The following is a 20,467-nucleotide window of genomic DNA, read 5'->3' on the forward strand; positions in this document are numbered from 1 at the left end:
GTTCGCAGATACAGTGTGTTGGCATCGGACCCCGCATCAGAACCTGATAACTCTCTGTTGCAAAAGAATGTTCTCAGATTCTTGGGGCCGATGCACCTAATGCTTTGAGAAATGCGGGTTAGAGCCCGCTGGCGACAGTTATCCATGCGCGCTCACGCCCCCCAGACGGGGCTCTTTTTTTGCCTATTTCAATGACCATCAGAAACGATCTCTCCCATGACAGAGCAAACGCCCGGACCGCGCCTGAGCACCCTGATCCTGCTGTCGGCGCTCTGCATCCTGCCGATCAACATCTTCCTGCCCTCGCTCACCAACATGTCGGCCGAATTTGAGGTGGATTACGCCATTGTCGGCCTGTCCCTGGCCGCCTATGCCGCCGTGTCGGCCGTTCTGCAACTTGTGCTCGGGCCCCTGTCGGACAGGTTCGGCCGGCGGCCAATCATTCTCCTGGGTCTGACCGTCTTTCTGGCCGCCACGCTCGGCTGCATCTTTGCCCCAGATATCTGGTCCTTCCTCGCATTCAGGCTGATCCAGGCCGTGATCGCGCCGACCTACTCGGTCGCGCTGGCCGTTGTGCGCGACACGACGAGCAAGGAACAGGCCGCCAGCAGGATCGGGTATATCGCCATGGCCTGGGCGGTCGCGCCGATGCTCGGCCCGGGCTTCGGCGGCCTGCTGGACGAGACCTTCGGCTAGCGGGCGAGCTTCTGGTTCCTGGCCGCGTTCGGCGTCCTTGTGTTCATCCTGTGCTGGATCGACCTGAAGGAAACCAACCGCAATCCGTCCGACACCATCCTGGGCCAGTTTCGCACCTACCCGGAACTTGTCACGTCGAAACGGTTCTGGGCCTTTACGCTCTGCATGGGCTTTTCGATCGGGACCTTTTTTGCCTTTCTGGCAGGCGCGCCGCTTGCGGCCAATGCCGCCTTTGAAATGTCCCCCGGCACACTCGGCCTCTTCATGGGTTCCATCACCGGGGGCTTCATGGTTGGCAGCTTCCTGTCCGGGCGGCTCAGTCCGAGGTTTAAACTGACGACCATGATGATTGCCGGCCGGGTTATCGCCTGCACGGCACTCGTCCTCGGCCTCTGCCTCTATGCCGCGGGCTTTCTGCATGTCCTGGCCTTGTTCGGCCCCTGTGTTTTTGTCGGCCTGTCCAACGGCCTCACCCTGCCGAGCGCCAATGCGGGTGTGCTGTCTGTCCGGCCCCAACTTGCCGGAAGCGCCGCCGGGCTGGCAGGGGCGTTCACCATCATGTGTGGAGCAGTCATGTCATGGATTGCCGGGGCGGCATTGTCGGGGGACAATGTCCGCTATGGACTGCTCGCCATCATGCTGACGGCCGCCGCAGTTTCGCTCGCAGCGGCCCTTGCCGCACGCCGGTTCGAGCAGCTGGCGGGAAGCGAATGAGCCTTGACCCTGTGCCTAGAAGACACTGCGGCGACAATTATCGGTTTCCCTAAACCGTGCCGTCGCCAAGTTCCAGTATATGATCGAACTGCCTGTCGCGCACACAGTCCGGAAGATCGTCAAGCGGGATGAGCGCCGTTCCTTCAAGCTCCTGCCGGTAGAGCTTTTCGATATTGCTGGTATCGACCGTCTGGCCGTGAACGACGGACGCAAGCTTTGTCTGGAACGCCCCAAGGCCACCCATGGAAGAGAAATGCCAGCCGGCGTGTGGGACAATCTTCACCGGCCGGCTGATACCGGACAGATTGTTGTTGCGGATCCTCAGGAACGGCTGCGCGAGAAAGCCTGGCACATAGGACTTTTTGGTCATCCGGGCCTTGGTCCGCCGGAGCTGCTGCGGCGTGGTGAGATATGTCTTCTCGATCATGCGGGAGCCGAGCAGCCAGGTCTTGTCCGGCACGATCCGATTGAGATGGTGCTTGTGCAGGCTCTGTTCGAACACCAGGAGACGGCCCCGATAGAGCTGCTCTTTCAGAACTGTGTCCAACACCTCGCTCCGGATGATCTCATCCACATCCGAGAGCAGGACCAGATCGTCCGGCGCGCAGGCCTCCAGCGCCTGTGCGATGCAGTTGCGCTGAAAGTTCTCCCGCTCCCAGTCCTTTTTGCGCCGGTTCTTGTAAACGCCCAGCGCCGGCGGCAGCTTGTCCGGGAATTCGACCTGAAGGTCGATGATCTTGTCGGCCCAGGGTGCGAACCGCGCGCGGTTTTCCGCGAAATAATAGGGTTTCGGACCACCGCGCTGGGTCTGGTTGGCTTCCACGAGCACAAAGTGATCGACATGATCGCCCATTTCCCGGAGACGGATTTCCAGGAGGTCGAACTCGTTGTGAAAGACGAAACAATCGTAGAGCTTCATGAAGGCCTATAAACTCTTCCAAAGTCTGAACTGGGCGCGCATGGCCTTTTCCTGCAGATACCGTTTCACCTTGAAACCTGTTGGCAGGTGAAGGTTTGCCGTCGACCAGGCTCCGGACAGAAACACCTCGTCAAAGGTCTGCATCACCTGGCTTGGCAGATAGCGGGCAACGGAGGCACGCGCCAGGTCGGCATCCTGAAGGGACGGCGTATGGTCGGTCAGCAGGCGCACGAGGTCGCGCCGTGTCTTGTAGATCCAGTCGGATTTCGGCGTCATCACGACATGGTTCTGGTCCATGCCCCCCGCCCAGCTGTAGACCGGCTTGCCGAACATCAGGAATTCGGCGATCGCCAGTCCGAAACTCTCGCCGATCTTCTTGGCGTTCAATCCGGCGTCGCAGGTGGCGATGAACCGTGCCTTTTCCTCCGGCCGGATGATCGGCGGCAAAAACAGCGCCCGCGGATGGTCGATGAATTTTTCCGTGTTGACGAACAGGAACCAGAGATTGGACCGCTTTTGCAGCGCTTCGGCCACCGCCTTGTGCGCGAAGGGAAGATTGAACTGGTCAAAGCCGCCATAACGCCCGACCACATGGGCATCCGCAGGAATGGAAAGTTCGTCCCGTAGCGTGCCCATCGGGGTCGGCAGATCGACGATATGCGGCACGGCCGGTGCCAGACCGCCGCTCATCCACTCGGCCAGCCAGGACGACACATAGGCATAGACATCGCCATGGGGTTCGAAATGGCGGAAGACGGCATGAACGCCGGAGCGGTCCGCGGCGACATCGAGCGGCCCGGCACGTCCCTCGCGGATATAGTAGCAAAAGTCGAGTTTCAGCGGTTCGCTGATCCTGCGGCTGTCTTCTCCCGGGGCGATCGGCACCATTCTCACCGACTGCCCGAACTTCTCCACCACGGACGGAGCGCTCTTGGCGGCGCTGTAGAACACGAAGGCTTCGTGACCGAGCTTGTCCTGAACGCCCCGCGCATAATCATGCAGCGCTACGCTCATGCCGCGCTCGTTCAGTGTCCCTGCCTGAAATCCGATCCGCATTCCGGTCCCGTCAAGTTGTCCGCCGGGACCGATATAAGATTTCACGGCCAAGGTCCATGCAATTGCCGGAGAAATGCATCCAGACGGCTCCCCGGTCCGGCGCACCCGGCCTGTTTGCCCGACTATTTGCCCGACTATTTGCCCGACTATTTGATGGTGAAAGGCATATCGACTTTCGCCGATCCGCCACCGTTTTCGTCGTTCACGGTCAAGACAAGAACATAGTCTCCGGCAGGCGCACCACTCACATTCAAGGTCAGGTTCGCCATATATTCCGTATTTTGCTCGTGGCTCTTGAATTCAAAACGGCCGAATCCCTTTTGCCCGGCCAGAACGTTCCCATCCGGCGAAGTCAGATCGAAATCGACGGTCAGAAGCGACACATAAAGTCCGTCCTTAGGGATCCAGTCAAAACCGACCGGTTCGAGATAGATCAGCAGCGGTTCGCCGGCGGCAAAGGCGTTGTTTTGCCGGGCCGTGTAGATGCCATAGCCGTCCGCAGGAGCGGTGACATAGGTCGCTGTCGGGATGGCCAGGGGCGCTTCTTTCCAGACCGCGTAAAGGGCTTCGCGCATCAGGACAATGGCGTCGTCGCCCTTGCCCGCGCTCAGCGCCGCTTCGGCTTCTGCCGCCTTGTCCTGCGCCGGACCGGCGGTGGCCAGTGCGCAAGATCCCAGCAGCAGGGCTGCTCCCAGTAAGCTTCGTTTCAGCATCACTTCCCCCTCGCGTTGCTCGGTGAGAGGAAAGCATAGCACTGTGTCAGGCTGACAGCAGCCTCCGCCGCGCAATCCTTTAGATCTGGTCGCCGGCCGGGTCGCCGTTCTGGCCCTCCTCGTCGAGCATGCCCGCCGCCGCTGCGCCGGCTGCTGCGGCGGCCTTGGCGGCGGCACTCGGGTGTCCCTCTTCCTCACCGTCCGAGCCGGCCACACGCACGGTGACCTGGCGGTGGGCGAACTTGATGCCGTTCTGCTCGAAGAGATCGCGCAGGCCCGCGTAAACGACCTTGCGCAATTCGAACTGCTTGCCGGGCTTGGTGGTGAACTTCACCCGCGCGATCATGGCACTGTCTTCCATCGACATGATGCCCTGGGACTTCAGCGGCGCCAGGAACATCGGCCCGTAATACTCGTCCTCCAGCAGCTCCTTGCCGAAATTCTTGATGATCTTGCGCATCTTCTCCACATCCGTGTCATAGGTGACGCGGAAGGCCAGTTTCATCACCGCCCAGTCGCGCGAGAAATTCTCTACCTGCTGGATTTCGCCAAAGGGGATCGTGGTCAGGGCGCCGCGGTGGTGACGCAGCTGCATGGACCGGATCGAGATCTTTTCGACCACGCCCTTGGCGCTGCCGATATCGATATACTCGCCTTTGCGGAAGGCGTCGTCGATCAGGTAGAAGGCACCGGAAAAAATATCCCGGATCAACGTCTGCGCGCCAAAGCCGATCGCCAGGCCAACCACACCGGCACCGGCAAAGAGCGGAGCGATGTTGACGCCCAGCTGCGCCAGCACCACCATCGACGCGATCACCACGATGGTGATCAGGAGGAAATTGCGGAAGATCGGCAACAGCGTCGCGATCCGGCTCTCACCGGCCCCGCCGACTTCCGCCTCTTCGTCCTTTTCCGCCGGCGCCTCCTTTGCGATCTGCCGGTCGATGAGGATCTTGACCGCCTCATAGGACATGTAGCCCAGGAACATCACCAGAAGGATCTCCACGAAAGAGCCGATCAGCGATCCACTGCCGGCAAGCGGCACGCCCCAGCGGGACGCCAGCATATCGACGGATGTGAAGATCACGAGGATGGCGGCGCCGCGGTCGAACAGGTCCCTGAAGGGCGAGCGCCGCGCTTCGCGCTCGGCAGCCTCTGCGCGGGCCTGAGCCAGGGTGCTTTCCCTGTCCCCTTCGCTGCCTTCGCTTTCCTCGGCCCGCTCGATATCCTCGGCGATCTTCGCCTGGGCGGCGGCCGTATCGAGACGCGGCAGCAGCACCTTGTCGATGAACAGGATCAGGACGCCATAGGCAATGACCGCGGTCAGGAGCACCTGAAGCGGTGCCCCGACGAGACCCGTGGCATCGGGCAGGTCGAGCAGGATCCGGAGTGCTGAAAACAACCAGGCGATCAGAAAATAGACGATCGCGATGAAGTGCCAGCCGGTCGCCAGAACACGCCGCCACAGAGGGGCAACAGCCCCTTCAGGACCGCGGATCAGGCGCGCAATCACCTTGCGATAGGCAATGACGATGCCGATCAGGATAATCATGGACAGGCCGGAAGCCCCGATCAGGGCGACCTTGTGCGCATCGCGAGAGAGGCCGAGCTGCTCCATCCACAGGCAGAAGCCGATTGTGGTCAGAGAGATGCCGGAGCCGGTCAGCAGCACATGGTAAAGTCCTCTTGCTTCCGCTGTCGTCAAGGCCACGAGCCGGTGACTTTCGGCGTCGGGCGCCAGCACATTCAGCCAGACGACACGCAGAGCCATGAAGGCGGCAATCACACTGACCACCACGAGCGCGGTGTCATTGGACGCATCCAGTCCCGTGCCGATTGCCAGGTAAACCGCGGCCGCAACCCCGAAAAAGAGCGCAACGCCGACAATCATCAGGATCGCGCGGGAATAGAGATAGATGATCTTGTCCGCACGGGAATAGACATCCGCCCGGTACCAGGACGCGAACTGCCGCCGTCCCCAGCGGCTGAGCAGAAGGGAGGCGGCGAGACCGAAGGCCACCGCGATGGCAATATCGATCAGGGTCGCCGGAATCCAGTCCAGGCCGCGGTCGCCCCCCTGGGCTCTCAGCGTTGCCACGATGGTTTCGTGGATGGTCGGGATTTCCTGCAGGATCGACTTGAGGACATTTCGCGCCGCCACCGCATCGTCGGCAAAGGCATCGATCGCCTCCATCGTGGCGGCGCCTTCACCCGCATCGTTTGCGTCCGCCTCCTTGCCTGCGTCCGGCACGACTTCACCGGTACTCCCGGATGTCGCCGCGGCATTTTTCTCCGCCTCTTTCGACTTGGTGACTTCGGTGAAAAGCCCCGGAATTCCCTGTGCCTGAGCGATGCCCCCCGATGAGCCCCAAACGGCCAGCGCAAGGAGAAGAACCGGCACGATTGCGGCGAACCGGCGGAGACCAGCACGCGTTTTGGAGTGAGTGGACTGAGGAAAACGAAGCAAACGCATGGCGGTACCTTGGCGAGTCGCGAAGTCAGACTTCGCCTTTCTTGGCACGGATCGATGCCGTTTGGAAGAAAACGCCGCTTTCGCCCGCCGTGCCTGCCCTCACGACAAAAAGAGGCCCGGTCGGGGGAAACCGGGCCTCAGGTTTCAGCAGGATGCGCCTTGCTGGTGGGATCAGTGCAGAACGGTGTGGTTCCAATGCGCCATCTTGCGCTTGGCTTCGGCAATAGTCATGCGCTCGAAGGACGCCATGGCTTCACTGCGGACTTCCGGGGTCAGCCGGTGGCGCCAGGGGCCGATGCCGAGCAGCGAGCCGACGGTGATGGAAGAAAAACCAGAAGCTTTGGCCAGGATCACAAAGGGTTCCGGATCGGGCCGAACCATCCAGTGGCTGACTTCCTCGACGCCGCAGCGCACAAGCCAGGCGAAGGTCGCCACCGCTTCCGCGAAGCGGTCTTCGGAGGCGAACCGGCGCAGCGCCGCCTCGTTGACCATGCCGCGCTTGGCAAGCAGCAGAATGCGGCTGCGCGCGGTTTCAAAATCATAGCGGCCAAGCCAGTACTGGTTGGACATGCGCTGTGCGGCCACATCGGCGGCCTCGTCGACGCGTTCGGCTTCCTGGCTCCTGCCCTGGGCGTGCAGCTTGCGGCGCACTTCCTCGCTGGCGACGGAGACAAGGCTGGCAATATGCGCTTCGGCCAGATCGGCGCGTTCGCTCAGGGACAGCTGCAGCGTGGCATCGGAAGCCGCATCGCTGATCAACGCCATGATCGAAGCGTTGGACAGGCTGGCGCCGTCATTGCCGGCAACCTTGCGCTTGACCTTCAGATCGCCCTGGCGCACCAGCACGTCGGTCAGTTCCTCGGACAGGACCTCCCGCTGGGCAATGGCAAAGCGGTGGGCATTGCCGCGCTTTTCGGCAATCTTGATCAGGTCGGTGTCTCGCAGGACCGTCGAGCGCAGCAGGATCGGCTCGGCGACCTCGATCTCGTCGTCGGCCAGGCGGCGGATGGTTTCTTCCGGCCCCCGGCGCAGGCTGGCCATCTGCTCGGCGACATAGCGCCTGACTTCGCCTTCGACCATATCGACCAGCCGCAACAGCACACTGTCGTAGATATCGACTTGTTCATCCGAACAGCGGTCGGAGGTCAGGGCGAACAGGGTCGCGACATGCCGGGCCAGTTCGGCCCTGCGGGCGCTGCCAGCTTCACCGGTCAGCTCCGAGAAGTTCACCAGTTCTGTTTTCAACGCTTCAGTCATTGTTCGATACCAGTTGTCAAAAATGTGCCGGATTGGCGTTGGTACCGAAAATGAAGGTGAGACTTAAAGAAGGTCGAAACGTGCTTTTCGAGAATGTAATTGTCTTTTTGTAAAACTTTCAGAGAATTCTAGACACATGCCATGCATTCATTGTAGCGCGTTGAATTCGCGATATTTTTCATGATTTTTCCAAAGGCATTCAGGGGCGAAAACCCGGAGGAAATTGTAAAAAAATATTTGCGAAAAAGAATTCCCGGCACCGCTGACACGCGCCTCCGGCAAGCATTTCCTAGATCCCTGTTAAAGCGTCTGCGAACCGGTTCAGGCGCCGAAATCCCGGTCGGAAGGAGCTTTGCGGCACCAATTTAAAAATGAAAAACTTCCTTTATTGAACGCTCCAGGACACCTCCATATAAAGAAAGGAATTTATTTCTTTATATGGAGAATGCCATGCCCCGCAGACAGCCCCCGCCCCTTTTCCTGGTCCCTGCCCCCGCCGAGCCGCGCGGTCTGCGCAGCTGGACCTCCATTCTGAAAATCCTGCTTCGAAGGAAACCCGCCCTGCGCGCCATTCCGGACGACCTGCTGGCCGACGTGTTGGCGGACAACGGCCTGCGCGCCCGCGAACAAATCCGCCGCCGGCCGGAGATCAGTGGGTTGTGGGAGTGACGTCTCTCCCGCACCATGACAAAAAACCCGGCACTTTTGAGTACCGGGTTCTTCCAACATCCAAGTGACGCCCTGGCCTACTCAGCGGCCGCCAGGAATTCCTTGCTGCCATCCTTGTCGTCGCTGCCGCCGTCATTGCGCTTGTTGAGCTGGTTGAGCAGCTGACGGCGCTTTTCGGCGGCCTGGTCCATGTTGGCATCCTTCACCGGGCCGAAACCGCGGATCTGATCCGGCACCCGCGCCAGTTCCACCAGAAGGCCGTAATTGCTTTCCGGCAGGCGGTTGAGAATTTCGGCGATGTCGCCTTCATACTGGCTGATCAGGGCCCGTTCGGCCTTGCGCTCGGCGGTGCGGGCAAATGGATCGTACCATTTGCCGCGCGCGCCCTTGAATTTCGCCAGCAATTTGAAGGCGCTGAAGATCCAGGGACCGAAAGCGATCTTTTCCGGACGGCCAGTCTTGGGGTCCTTGCGGTGAGCCAGCATCGGCGGCGCCAGATGCACTTTCAGCTTGCGCGGATTTTCGAACCGCTGGGCGACCTTCTCCTTGAAGGCCGGATCGGAATAAAGCCGGGCGACCTCGTATTCGTCCTTGTAGGCCATCACCTTGTAGAGCAGGTCGGCGACCGTCTGGGTCAGGCGCATCGTGCCGGGACCATGGGCCTCGTCGGCGGCCTTCACCTTGGCCACCAGATCCTGATAGCGGGCGGCATAGGCCAAATCCTGGTAGGCGGTCAGCTCGGCCGCGTTAAAGGCAATCTTCTCGTCGAGCGTGAAGACGCGCGGCTTTGCTTCCGACGGCAGCGACTTCAAGAGCTTGTCCGGCTCGGCTGCAAGCACGCGGCCGGCCCGGAAGGCCTTGATGTTGTTCTTCACCGCGGCGCCGTTCAACTCCAGCGCGGTCTCGATGGCATAATCGGAGATCGGCAGCGCGCCGCTCTGGAACGCCATGCCGACCAGCAGCATGTTGGCGTAGATGGCATCACCGAGGAGTTTCTCGGCCACATCCGCCGCGTTGATCGGCAGATAGGTGCTGGATGCCTGACGCAGGGCATTGTCCATGCTCTGCTCATCGAAGGAAAGCGTCTGCTTCAGGACGAATTCCGCCGTCGGCGCGACCTTGGTGTTGGCGACCGTCAGTGTGTGGCCGCGATGGGCCAGCGCCAGCTGGTCCGCGTTGGCGGCGACCACCATGTCGCTGGCTATCAGGAGATCCAGGCTGGCGGCCGGAACCCGCGGGCCTTCGATGGACCTGTCCAGCGCCGCGAAACGCACATGGGAGGTCACCGGACCGCCCTTCTGGGCGAGACCCGTCATGTCGAGCGTTGAAGCCTGCTTGCCGTCGATATGGGCGGCCATGGCCAGAACGGCGCTGATGGTGGTCACCCCCATGCCGCCGATACCGGCGACCAGCGTGTTCTGGGTACGCTCGAGCGAGGCCAGCTCCGGCTGCGGCAGGCTCTCAACCAGCGCGTCTATGTCGACATCGGCCTTTCTCGGCTTTTTCAGCGCGGCGCCGTCAATCTCGACGAAGGACGGGCAGAAGCCCTTGATGCAGGAAAAGTCCTTGTTGCAGCTCGACTGGTTGATGATCCGCTTCTCACCAAACGGGGTCGGCAGAGGTTCCACCGAGAGGCAGTTGGACTGCACCGAACAGTCACCGCAGCCTTCGCAGACCCGGTCGTTGATGAAGAGGCGCATATCCGGATCCGGGAAATTGCCGCGCTTGCGCCGGCGGCGCTTTTCCGCCGCGCAGGTCTGGTCATAGACGATCACCGAGACACCCGGATAGGTCTGCATCTCTTCCTGCACATCCATCAGCTCGTCGCGGTGATGCACCTTGGTGCCTGGCGCGATCGGCGACCAGGAGCCATAGCTTTCCGGGTTTTCAGAGACAATTGCGATGCGCTCGACGCCCTCGGCCTCCAGCTGGCGGGTAATCTGCGGTACACTCAGCTGGCCGTCGACCTTCTGGCCGCCGGTCATGGCAACCGCGTCGTTGTAGAGAATTTTGTAGGTGATCGGCACGTTGGAGGCGAGCGCCTGGCGGATCGCCAGGATGCCGGAATGGAAATAGGTGCCATCACCAACATTGGCGAACACATGTGTGTCACCGGAGAAAGGCTGCTGGCCGACCCAGAGCACGCCCTCGCCGCCCATGGCGATCTGGCCCTCGGTGGTGCGGCCGGCCATCTCGGTCATGGCATGGCAACCGATGCCCGGCAGCGAACGCGAGCCCTCGGGGGTCTTGGTCGAGGTCGAGTGCGGGCAGCCGGAGCAGAAATAGGGAATGCGGGCGGCGCGCTCCGCATGGCCCTGGGCCCACATGGCTTGCTTGTTCATGCGCTCGGCAATCGAGCGCATTTCCTCGTTGACCACCTCTTCGGGCAGCCACTTCATCAGGCCTTCGATCAGTTCGGCAACGGAAATTTCCAGAACGTCGGACAGGAACGGCGTGCCGTCCGGACGGTGCTTGCCCCAGATTTCCGGCCGGCTCATGTCGGGCCAGTGATAGGAGATTTCCTTGATCTGCGTTTCCATGAAGGCGCGCTTGTGTTCCACCACAAGCAGCCGCTCCGTGCCGCGCGCGAATTCGCGCAAGCCAAAAGGCTCCAGCGGCCAGGTCATGGCGACCTTGTAGACCCCGAGGCCCAGGCGCTTGGCATAGTCCTCGGTGATGCCCATGAGATCCAGGGCCTGGAGCAGATCTCGATAAGCCTTGCCGGAAGCGACAATGCCGAGCTTGGCGTTGGTCCGCGTTCCGAACGCCACCCGGTCGAGACCGTTGGTGCGCACATAGGCCTGGGCGGCCGGCACACGCAGGTCGCGGACGAGGCGCTCTGTTTCCAGGCGGTTGCCAAGAAGGAGATCGCGGTTCTGATGATAGTCCTTGCGCGGATCGCCATCGAGCGGACGCACCAGCCGCAGCCGGTTGGGAGCGACATTGATGGTGGCGGAAGCATCCATCGTGTCGGCCACGCAGATCAACGCGGTCCAGAGGCTGGTGAACCGGGACATTTCCAGCCCGTGCAGGCCATAGTCGAGCACTTCCTGGATGTCGGCCGGGTTCAGTACCGGCATTTCGGCGTGCTGGAAGAAAAATTCACTCTGCGCCGGCAGGATTGAGGATTTGGCGAGATGGTCGTCGCCGGCAAGCGCAAGCACGCCGCCATTGCGGTCGGTGCCGGACGCATTGGCCTGGCGCAGCACATCGCCGGCCCGGTCGACGCCGGGGGCCTTGCCGTACCAGATGCCGAAGACACCGTCGTAAGCGGTCGGCCGGCCGACGCCGCCCTCGCCGCGCAGCTTCTGGCTGCCCCAGACGGCGGTGGCGCCGAGCTCTTCGTTGACACCCGGCTTGAAGACGACGTCATAACCCTTGAGGTGCCGGTGCGCACGCATCAGCTCGGTGTCGTAACCGGCCAGCGGCGAGCCGCGGTACCCGGAAATGAAGCCGCCGGTCTTGAGGCCGGCCTCGCGGTCGAGACGCGCCCGGTCGAGAGCCAGACGGACCAGCGCTTGTATGCCCGTCAGATAGACCCGTCCTTCCGTGGCGACATATTTGTCCTCCAGGGTCACGGTTGGCATATGCACATTCATCCGAATTCCTCCTCAACCGACATCTGGGGCGGCAACGCCCAGCGGCAACCTCACGTTTTGAGTAATATTATCCTTTTCTCCGGCAATTTCTGTGCTATCGTCGCGGGCAATCACCCAGGGGCAGAACAAAAATTCCTAAAATAACCAATGACCGACAAATATCTTCTCGACCCGTCTGACATTCGCGTTCTTCGTGTCTTGCAGCGGGACGCATCGCTTTCGATCGCCGAGGTGGCGAAGGAAGCGGGCATGAGCCAAACGCCTTGCTGGCGCCGGATAAAACGCCTGAAAGAACAAGGCATCATCCGCCAAATCACCGCCATTATAGACCGCGAATCCGTGGGTCTCGGCTTTGTCGCCTATTCCTTCGTCAAACTCGCGGTTCCCAGCCGGGAAAACATGGAAACCTTCGACAAGCTGGTGCATCACTGGCCGGAGGTCGTTACGTGCGAGCGTATCACCGGTGCCGTCGACTACCTTATCAAGGTCGTCACCGATGATATCAAAACCTACGACAATTTTCTGCGTTTGAAATTGCTCGACAACACGCTCGTCTCCGACGTGCAGTCCCGCATCGTGGTCAACACGGTGAAGGACACGGTCGCACTGCCCTTGCGGGAAAACTGAGGCCGGCCGGTCAGGCCTGCGCCCGGTTCGCCGGCCTTACCACATCCGCTTCGCCGTCGTCGGGCGCGCGCTCGGACAGCAGGGAGCCGTAAAGCAGTTCATCGATGAACAGCGACAGCAGCTGCGGCCGGCCAGACACGCCAGCCTTGCGGTAGATCGCGTTGCACTGGGCTTTTACCGTGCCCTCGGCGGTTTTCCGGATCGAAGCGATCTCGGCAATCGAAAAGCCCTTCAGCGCCAACAGCGCGACATCGCTTTCGGACGGGGTCAGCGCCCAGCTTTCAAAATGTTCTTCCAGCATCACGGCGAAGGCGCCCGAGGCGGCCTTGACCTGCTGCTCCAGTCGTTTTTGACGGGTCATAGTTTTTCTGACTTCAAAGCCGGTGGCCACCAGACTGACGACAAGCGCCGCAACAATCAGATTTTCCACGATGTCGTTGCCGATCACGGAGGCGGGATTCTCCCCCCAGAACCAGTCGACCACTTCCTCGGTGACAAGAAAGAAAATGCAGATCCCCTGCAGGCCGAACAACAGCCAGGGCCAGGCGATTTTCCAGTTGGGAAGGGTCGGCATGGTCTTGTTTGAAACTCCATGAAAGGGTCAGGCCGGATGTGTCAGGGCACCGGATGGATGGAGGGGTATGATGCGCCGGTTCCTGCGTCAATCCTAGGGTCTGCGGACACTTAGGTTTCGGTGGCGCATTGCAGGCGCATCGACGGGCAAAGCGCGAGAAAACCCCGGCCGGCGGTCGGGGCAGACCGTGGCGGGTCCGGCCGGGGTCGGCTCAGTCAGACGTCAGTCGTCGTCCATTTCATCCTCGTCCGGACCGTCCATTTCCGTTTCCAGAACCTGGCCCGTCTGGGCATCGACGACAACTTCCATCTCCTGGCCATCCATCGAGACCTCGGCTTCGATCTCTCCGTCTTCGGTTTCGATTTCCTCGACCATGTATCCCTGCGAAGTCAGGGCGGCGCGCACATCCTCTTCCGTGGTACCGAGCGTGTCGCCGACACTGACGGCCGCGAGCGCAATGCCGGTACTGACCAGAAGGCCGGTTGCCGAAAACAGGGTCAGGGCCGGCGATTTGAACGGGGTCTTCATGAGTTTACGTCCTTTGACTGATTGGAGGTCAGATCGACAGCGTGGGTGTCGCCGTCTGGACCGCATCTGGGGTTCGACGCCCCCGCTCAGCCATCGGTCGTAGGCTTATAAACCCGGTTCTCAACCAAGGTTTATGCCGGTTTAGAAAGAGATTATCCGCGGATGAGAGACCTCATGACGCCAGGCGGCAGTGCCGGGCGGTCAAAGCGCAAAGCGTGCCGGGGACAAGCCGGAGGGATCGAGAAACGGGCTTTTTCCCGCGATCATCGCCGCCACAAGCCGCCCGGTGACCGGTCCAAGCGTGAACCCGTCATGGGCATGACCGAAATTCAGCCACAGGCCCGGCGTCACCGGGGACGGACCGACGACCGGAAGACTGTCGGGCAGACAGGGGCGGCAGCCCATCCAGATCTCGTCCTTGAGCGTGCGGCCCAGCGGGAACAGGTCCTCGGCCCGTCGCTTGGCCAGTTTGAGCACGGACTGATTGACCGGCGCGTCGCGGGGGGCGAGCTCCACACCCGTGGTCAGGCGGATGCCATTGTCCGTTGGCGTCAAGGCAAAGCCGTTTTCCACATCGACCACGGGCCGCGACAGCGACGCACCGGATCTCGGCCGGAAATGCATGTGATAGCCGCGCTTGACCGCAAGAGGATAGGTTTCGCCCAGCGTCGTCAAAAGATCGCCGGACCAGGCTCCCAGGGCGACGACAACATGGGGCGCATAGGCTTCCGTGCGTTCACACTCGAGCCGCCAGGCACCGCGTTGCCGGTGGAGTTTCTGCGCATCGCCGCGAAGTGAACAACCGCCCTCCCGGACAAAGCCGCGCCAGAACGCATCGACCACCGCCCCCGGATTGGACACCGAGCAGCTTTCCAGCCAGTGCACCGCCTTCAGACCGGTGGCCAGCAGCCCCGGCTCGAGCGCGGTGACGTCTGCCCCGGCAAGCTCGTCATAGGCAACACCGAAGACACGGGCATATTGCCGTTCGACATCTCCTCCGCGCCAGCCGGCCTCGGAGCGGTAGAGATGCAGCCAGCCGCCCTGGCGGTAGAACCGGTCCGCATTGGTACTGCGCGCCAGCTCCAAATGTTCTTCCACGGCGAAGGCGCGCAAGGGCGCGACGACCCGGGAGTAGATTTCAGTGCCCCGTTCGCTGCCCGCCTTGTGGAACTGCCTGAGCCAGGGCAGCATCCGGACCACTGTCGCCGGATCCAGCGACACCGCGCTGGACTGCCCGAGGGCAATACCGAGCAGCTGCAGTGGCCGCATCGGTATCTTGTGCGGCACGAACCCGTTGCGCTGGACGATGCCGGCATTGCCGAAGGAGGCCTCTTCGCCCGGGTGCTTGCGATCGATCAGGGCGACATCCAGCCCGAGCCGGCGCAGATGCAGCGCCGTGCACACGCCGACAATGCCGGCGCCAAGCACCATCACGTCGAAGGATTGCGTCTGTCTCGTTTTTGCTGTCATACCTGTTCCGGCCGGTCCAGGATCTGGCTTCGGTCTGTGCGGATCGCAAGGGAAATGCCGAAGTGCCTGCCATTCCAGACATTTCAGGAGACAAGACTAGATGATTCGAAGGATCGGGGCAGGTCTGGCATGGATCGGACGGCATGGAACCGCCGCGCTAGCTGTGAGTATCTTTATCGGCATGGCCCTGCCCGCCCTGTCGGCAACGCTGCGGCCCTATCTCGCTCTGGCAGTCTTCAGCCTGTTGACCCTCGCCTTTCTCCGGGTCGACCAGCAAGCCATCCGCATGCGCCTGCGCCGTCCTGCGCTGCTGATCGCCGCGCTCATGTGGATGATGCTCGGCGCGCCGCTCTTGACCTATTTCGGCATCACGCTGTACGGGCCCGAAAATCTCGGCCCGGACCTTGTGCTCGCACTTTATATCGCCACCGCCGCGCCGCCTGTGATGGCCGCGCCCGCCTTTATCTACCTGCTCGGCCTCGACGGAACGCTCAGCCTGGCCCTCTCCGTCGCCGCCCTGATCGTCACGCCGCTGACCGCGCCCTTTATCGGCGAATTGATGCTGGGGGCTTCCCTGCCCTTGAGCGTCGGCGGTCTGGCCGCGCAATTGTCCCTTCTGCTGGTCGGCGCCTTTGCCGTTTCCTTCGCCTTGCGCCGGCTGGCGGGCCGGGAGCGCCTGGCCCGCTCGTCGCACCATATCAGCGGCCTCAACGTGCTTCTACTCCTGGTCTTTGCCATTGCCGCGATGGATGGCGTTGCCGCCAGCTTTGCCGACAAACCGGTCTTCACCCTGGGTCTCACCGCGCTGACCTTTGCGCTGGCGCTGGTTCAGATCCTGCTGTCGCTTGTCCTGTTCTCGCCCGCGACCCGTGAAGATGCCTATGCGATTGCCCATACCTGCGGCACCCGCAACATGGGGCTGATGGTGGCCGCCTTCGGCGGCACGCTGCCGGAACTGACCTGGCTGTGGTTCGCCGTCGGCCAGTTCCCGATCTATATGCTGCCGTTGCTGGTGAAGCCCTTTGTCAGGATCTATTGCGGACCAAACGCCGGGAGTGTGACGTAACCCGCATCCGCCGACGCGTGATAGGATTAGCTTCTTCGCCCTGAAACAAGTGATTGCCGTTTAAGGAGAGTGCCGTTGTTCCGTATCCGTGCCGTCTTGAGACTATCCGCCCTTGTCGTTGCAGGTCTTCTGGCGCCAGCCGCGCTCGCCGGCGACACCTCGGAGCTGCAGCTGCTGGGCTTTTCGAAAAACGGCGACTTCTTCGCCTTCGAGCAATATGGCATCCAGGACGGATCCGGCTTTCCCTATTCTGAAATCTTCGTGGTCGACGTCACCGGCGACAGCTGGGTGCCGCCTTCCCCGTTCCGGCTGCGCAAGGATGTCGAGGCTGGACTTGGCGATGCAGCCGATACGGCCCTGACGCACACGCGCTCTGAAAACCGCCTTGCGGCGCAGCCGCTGTTTCAGGACAAGGCGATTGCCGGCAAGGGCGAGACCGTCGGCTTCAACCCGCGCACGGAACTGACGTCCGATCCGCACAAGATGATCGTCGCCGCACGCGACAGCTTCCGCCTCGGCGACGACCCGGTCGACCTGACGCTCTCCGAATACGCCCTGCCCGATGCCGAGTGCCAGAGCTACGGCGCCGACACCAGGGGTTTCCGCCTGACCCTGGTGCACAAGGGCGTCACCCGCATTCTCAATCAGGACAATGCGATCCCGAAGAGCCGCAAATGCCCGCTCGGCTACCGGATCGAGCGCTTTGTCACGCATTTCCCGGCGGAAGCCCCACCGGTCTTTGCCGTCCTCATCCAGATGGACAGTCTCGGGTTCGAAGGTCCCGATCGCCGTTATCTGGCGATAACCGGACGGCTGTGAGCCGCTAAACCGTTTGAGGGACCCGGTGCCGTCTTGCCCGGCGGCCCCAGAAATGCTAGCGCGGCAGCACCAGTTGACTGCGGCCCGGGTCGGGGCCGCGCCTGCCTTTCGGGAGAGTGCCATGCCCCGCGACATCAAGATCGCTCCGTCTATCCTTGCCTCCGATTTCTCCAAGCTCGGCCAGGAGGTTCGCGACGTGGTCGAGGCCGGGGCGGACTGGATCCATCTCGACGTCATGGACGGCCATTTTGTGCCGAACATCACCTTCGGTCCGGATGTCATCGCCAAGCTCCGCCCGCACACCGACAAGGTGTTCGACACCCATCTGATGATCGAGCCCTGCGACCCATACCTCGAAGCCTTCGCCAAGGCCGGATCGGACATCATCACGGTACATGCCGAAGCCACCACCCATCTTGACCGTTCCCTGCAGGCGATCCGCAATCTCGGCAAGAAGGCCGGCGTCTCGCTCAATCCGGCAACGCCCGAGAGCGTTCTGGAATATGTGCTCGACCGGCTGGATCTCATTCTGGTGATGACGGTCAACCCGGGTTTCGGCGGCCAGAAGTTCATCCACTCCCAGGTCGAAAAGACCCGCCGCATCCGCGAGATGATCGGCGACCGGCCGATCGACCTCGAAATCGACGGCGGCGTCACCCCGGAAACCGCCCCGCTGGTCGCCGCCGCCGGCGCCAACGTGCTTGTGGCCGGGTCTGCCGTCTTCAAAGGCGAGACTGTGGAAAGCTATTCGGGCAATATTTCGGCGATCCGGACGGCGGCTGAAGACGCTTGAAGCTGAGTTTGTAACGGGAGCGTGTGGCCGATCCTTCGAGACGCCGCTGCGCGGCTCCTCAGGATGAGGCTTTTGGGTGTGGTTGGCGTAGCAAAAGAAGTTTGTGGTTGAAGCTTATACCACACTGGAAGTATTGGGCGTTTCAACAACTTCAAGCGTCATCCTGAGGAAGCGCGCAGCGCTGTCTCGAAGGATCCGGCCGCTTGTTCCCCATGCCTGCTCACCGCGCCTTCACACCCCGCCTAGACAACTCCGGCAGCAACTCAAAATCTCCCCGGATTAGCGCTTCCTTCTTCTCTCGCCGCCATCCCTTGATCTGCCGCTCGCAGGCGATGGCATCGGTGACCTGCTCAAAATGACAATCAAAGACGAGAGACACCGGCCTGCGCCGCTTGGTAAACCCGTCCTACAAACCCTGCTGATGCTCGCTCACCCGGGTTTCCAGGTCCTTGTCCGTGATCCCGGTATAATAGCTGCCGTCCGCGCAGCGCAGGATGTAGATGGTGGCGGTCATTGGATGAGCTTAACCTGAGATTGCAATTGGGCGAACACCAAACAACCAGGCGGCCGATCCTTCGAGACGCCGCTGCGCGGCTCCTCAGGATGACGCTCGAGGGTGAGGTGAGCGCTACGAACTCTCGGTTCTCTGCGCTTCAACATCCACAAGCGTCATCCTGAGGAGCGCGCTAAAGCGCGCGTCTCGAAGGATCCGGCCGCTTGTTCCAGTGAAGAATGCCGGCCCCTGCCAAACCCATCAGCGCCATCCCGAGGCAGGTTGGAGAGCCCTTGCCACAAACTCCATTCATCAAGAAAGCCACAACCGCAACAACCTGTCTTCCCGTTGGGACACTCCCTCGGCTAAGCTCCTTGTCGAAGACAGAGACCCGGGGGGATTCGTCTTGGCGCATATGCAACGCAGTATCGGGCTGCTCGGCCTGACCTTTGTGGCCATCAGCGGCATTCTTGGCTCCGGCTGGCTGTTCGCCCCGCTCCTGGCCGCCCAGGCCGCCGGGCCCTCGGCCCTGATCGCGTGGGTGATCGGCGGCTTCGCCATGCTGCTGCTGGCCGCGACATTCGCCGAGATCACCACCATCCTGCCGGTTGCCGGCGGCATCGGCCGGGTGCCGCATTTCTCCCATGGCTCGGTGGTCTCCATGACCATGGGCTGGACCGCCTGGGTCGGCTACAACACCACCGCCACCATCGAGGTCGAGGCAGTGCTGCGTTATTCGAAGAGCCTCGCCCCCTGGCTTTACGGCTCCGATGGCTTGCTCAGCCCCGCCGGGCTCGGCGTCGCCTGCCTGCTGCTCTTGGTTTTCACCGTGCTGAATGCCTTCGGCGTCAAGTTCTTCGCCCGCATCAACACGGCGCTGACCTGGGTTAAGATCCTGGTGCCGGCGCTGCTTGCCGCCGTGATCCTGACCTCAGAATTCCGCTACGCCAATTTCAGCGATTATGGCGGCTTTGCCCCGGAAGGCCTCAAGGGCATCTTGTCGGCGATTTCCACCGGCGGTGTCATCTTCGCGCTGATCGGTTTCCGCCATGTCATCGATCTGGCAGGCGAGGCCCGCAATCCCAAGGTCAATGTGCCGCTCGCCCTGGTGCTGTCCCTGGTGATTTGCCTGGTCATTTACGGCGGACTGCAGCTGGCCTTTCTGGGCGCGCTCGATCATTCGCAACTGTCGAACGGCTGGCCCGCGCTTAGTTTTCCAGGAGAACTGGGCCCCATGGCGGCACTGGCGACCGCCGTCGGCGCGCTCTGGATCGTCAGCATCCTGGACACCAGCGCCCGCATTTCCAGCTTCGCCTCGGGGCTTGTCTCCGTCGGCTCCAACGCCCGTCTCGGGCTTGCCATGGCCCAGAATGGCCTCTTCCCGAAATTCATGGAAACCCTGTCGGCGCGCGGCGTGCCGCTGTTCGCGCTGCTCGTCAACTTCGCGGTCTCGGCACTGTTTTTCGTGCTGCTGCCCTTCAAGGAAGTGCTGGCGCTGAACACCTCCTCGATCGTGCTGTCCTTCATCGTTGGCCCGATCGCCGTCCTCGCCTTCCGCCGGCTTCTGCCCGACACGCCGCGCGCCTTCACATTGCCGGTGGCTCCCGTCACGGGTTGTCTCGCCTTCATCGTTGCCAGCCTGATCATCTACTGGAGCGGCTGGAACACCATGCTGCATCTGGGCATTTGCCTGGCAGTCGGCTTCGCGCTGATGCTCTTGCGCAGTGCACTCGGCGGCTTTGACAGCCTCGACTGGCGCGAGGCCGCCTGGCTCGCGCCCTATCTGGCCGGCCTGGTCACATTGTCCTATCTCGGCTCCTTCGGCGGAGGCGCGGGTCTGATCCCGGTCGGACCGGACATCGCGGCCGTCGGCCTGCTGGCGGCCGTCATCTACCTGCTCGCGGTCCGGCTCAGCCTGCACAAGGACAAGTTCGATCTCTATATGTCCGAGGAAAAAGCGGACGAGGAAGCCGAATACGGCGCTCCGGCTTAGCCCTCCGG

General features: G+C 61.9%; 15 protein-coding genes and 2 pseudogenes. 7 read left to right on the forward strand and 10 right to left on the reverse strand.

The features are described 5' to 3' along the window. Nucleotides 1-216 precede the first annotated feature (216 nt). Nucleotides 217-1,410, forward strand: a pseudogene (locus tag M0H32_RS26095) (multidrug effflux MFS transporter). A gap of 49 nt (nucleotides 1,411-1,459) precedes the next feature. Here M0H32_RS26095 and M0H32_RS26100 read toward each other — a convergent pair. The 5 genes from M0H32_RS26100 to M0H32_RS26120 all read right to left on the reverse strand — a co-directional run bounded on the left by M0H32_RS26100 (nucleotide 1,460) and on the right by M0H32_RS26120 (nucleotide 7,828). Further along, the gene (locus tag M0H32_RS26100; protein WP_248159407.1) at nucleotides 1,460-2,329 is read right to left on the reverse strand and encodes a glycosyltransferase family 17 protein; all 870 of its coding nucleotides are present in this window, start codon (nucleotides 2,327-2,329) and stop codon (nucleotides 1,460-1,462) included. A 6-nt stretch (nucleotides 2,330-2,335) separates the two neighbouring features. Beyond that, nucleotides 2,336-3,385, reverse strand: a complete 1,050-nt coding sequence (locus tag M0H32_RS26105) for a glycosyltransferase family protein (protein WP_248159408.1) — start codon at nucleotides 3,383-3,385, stop codon at nucleotides 2,336-2,338. A 146-nt stretch (nucleotides 3,386-3,531) separates the two neighbouring features. Then, entirely contained in the window at nucleotides 3,532-4,098 is a 567-nt protein-coding gene (locus tag M0H32_RS26110) for a hypothetical protein (RefSeq protein WP_248159409.1), read from the reverse strand. Between the two features lie 79 nt (nucleotides 4,099-4,177). Then, the gene (locus M0H32_RS26115; RefSeq protein WP_248159411.1) at nucleotides 4,178-6,499 is read right to left on the reverse strand and encodes a mechanosensitive ion channel family protein; all 2,322 of its coding nucleotides are present in this window, start codon (nucleotides 6,497-6,499) and stop codon (nucleotides 4,178-4,180) included. A 243-nt stretch (nucleotides 6,500-6,742) separates the two neighbouring features. After that, nucleotides 6,743-7,828 carry a DUF2336 domain-containing protein gene (locus tag M0H32_RS26120; protein WP_248159413.1) on the reverse strand — a complete coding sequence of 362 codons (1,086 nt, stop codon included), beginning with the start codon at nucleotides 7,826-7,828 and terminating at the stop codon, nucleotides 6,743-6,745. Between the two features lie 450 nt (nucleotides 7,829-8,278). Here M0H32_RS26120 and M0H32_RS26125 point away from each other — a divergent pair, with 450 nt between their 5' ends. Further along, nucleotides 8,279-8,497, forward strand: coding sequence for a hypothetical protein (locus M0H32_RS26125; RefSeq protein WP_248159415.1), 219 nt, complete (start codon nucleotides 8,279-8,281; stop codon nucleotides 8,495-8,497). 77 nt (nucleotides 8,498-8,574) lie between these two features. Here the strand turns inward: M0H32_RS26125 and M0H32_RS26130 are convergent, their stop codons facing one another. Then, a complete protein-coding gene (locus tag M0H32_RS26130) occupies nucleotides 8,575-12,096 on the reverse strand; it encodes an indolepyruvate ferredoxin oxidoreductase family protein (RefSeq protein WP_248159417.1) in 3,522 nt (1,173 codons plus the stop codon). A gap of 147 nt (nucleotides 12,097-12,243) precedes the next feature. Here M0H32_RS26130 and M0H32_RS26135 point away from each other — a divergent pair, with 147 nt between their 5' ends. Beyond that, entirely contained in the window at nucleotides 12,244-12,723 is a 480-nt protein-coding gene (locus M0H32_RS26135; RefSeq protein ID WP_248159419.1) for an Lrp/AsnC family transcriptional regulator, read from the forward strand. A 10-nt stretch (nucleotides 12,724-12,733) separates the two neighbouring features. On the opposite strand, the gene M0H32_RS26140 is transcribed toward M0H32_RS26135, so the two are convergent. From M0H32_RS26140 to M0H32_RS26150, 3 genes are all read right to left on the reverse strand, one after another. Next, the gene (locus M0H32_RS26140) at nucleotides 12,734-13,297 is read right to left on the reverse strand and encodes a helix-turn-helix transcriptional regulator (protein ID WP_248159421.1); all 564 of its coding nucleotides are present in this window, start codon (nucleotides 13,295-13,297) and stop codon (nucleotides 12,734-12,736) included. A 222-nt stretch (nucleotides 13,298-13,519) separates the two neighbouring features. Continuing rightward, nucleotides 13,520-13,825, reverse strand: coding sequence for a PepSY domain-containing protein (locus M0H32_RS26145; protein ID WP_248159423.1), 306 nt, complete (start codon nucleotides 13,823-13,825; stop codon nucleotides 13,520-13,522). Between the two features lie 201 nt (nucleotides 13,826-14,026). Then, nucleotides 14,027-15,295, reverse strand: a complete 1,269-nt coding sequence (locus M0H32_RS26150; RefSeq protein WP_248159424.1) for an NAD(P)/FAD-dependent oxidoreductase — start codon at nucleotides 15,293-15,295, stop codon at nucleotides 14,027-14,029. 100 nt (nucleotides 15,296-15,395) lie between these two features. Between M0H32_RS26150 and M0H32_RS26155 the strand changes: the two genes are divergently transcribed. The 3 genes from M0H32_RS26155 to rpe all read left to right on the forward strand — a co-directional run bounded on the left by M0H32_RS26155 (nucleotide 15,396) and on the right by rpe (nucleotide 17,973). Then, complete coding sequence (locus M0H32_RS26155; RefSeq protein WP_248159425.1) at nucleotides 15,396-16,361, forward strand: sodium:proton symporter; 966 nt, start codon at nucleotides 15,396-15,398, stop codon at nucleotides 16,359-16,361. 75 nt (nucleotides 16,362-16,436) lie between these two features. Continuing rightward, complete coding sequence (locus M0H32_RS26160) at nucleotides 16,437-17,180, forward strand: DUF2259 domain-containing protein (RefSeq protein ID WP_248159426.1); 744 nt, start codon at nucleotides 16,437-16,439, stop codon at nucleotides 17,178-17,180. Between the two features lie 121 nt (nucleotides 17,181-17,301). Further along, complete coding sequence (gene rpe, locus M0H32_RS26165) at nucleotides 17,302-17,973, forward strand: ribulose-phosphate 3-epimerase (RefSeq protein ID WP_248159427.1); 672 nt, start codon at nucleotides 17,302-17,304, stop codon at nucleotides 17,971-17,973. Between the two features lie 220 nt (nucleotides 17,974-18,193). Here rpe and M0H32_RS26170 read toward each other — a convergent pair. Beyond that, nucleotides 18,194-18,487, reverse strand: a pseudogene (locus tag M0H32_RS26170) (GIY-YIG nuclease family protein). A gap of 394 nt (nucleotides 18,488-18,881) precedes the next feature. Between M0H32_RS26170 and M0H32_RS26175 the strand changes: the two are divergent. Beyond that, the gene (locus tag M0H32_RS26175) at nucleotides 18,882-20,459 is read left to right on the forward strand and encodes an APC family permease (protein WP_248159428.1); all 1,578 of its coding nucleotides are present in this window, start codon (nucleotides 18,882-18,884) and stop codon (nucleotides 20,457-20,459) included. Nucleotides 20,460-20,467 lie beyond the last annotated feature (8 nt).

The organism is Roseibium sediminicola (assembly GCF_023156505.1).
GTDB classification, from domain to species: domain Bacteria; phylum Pseudomonadota; class Alphaproteobacteria; order Rhizobiales; family Stappiaceae; genus Roseibium; species Roseibium sediminicola.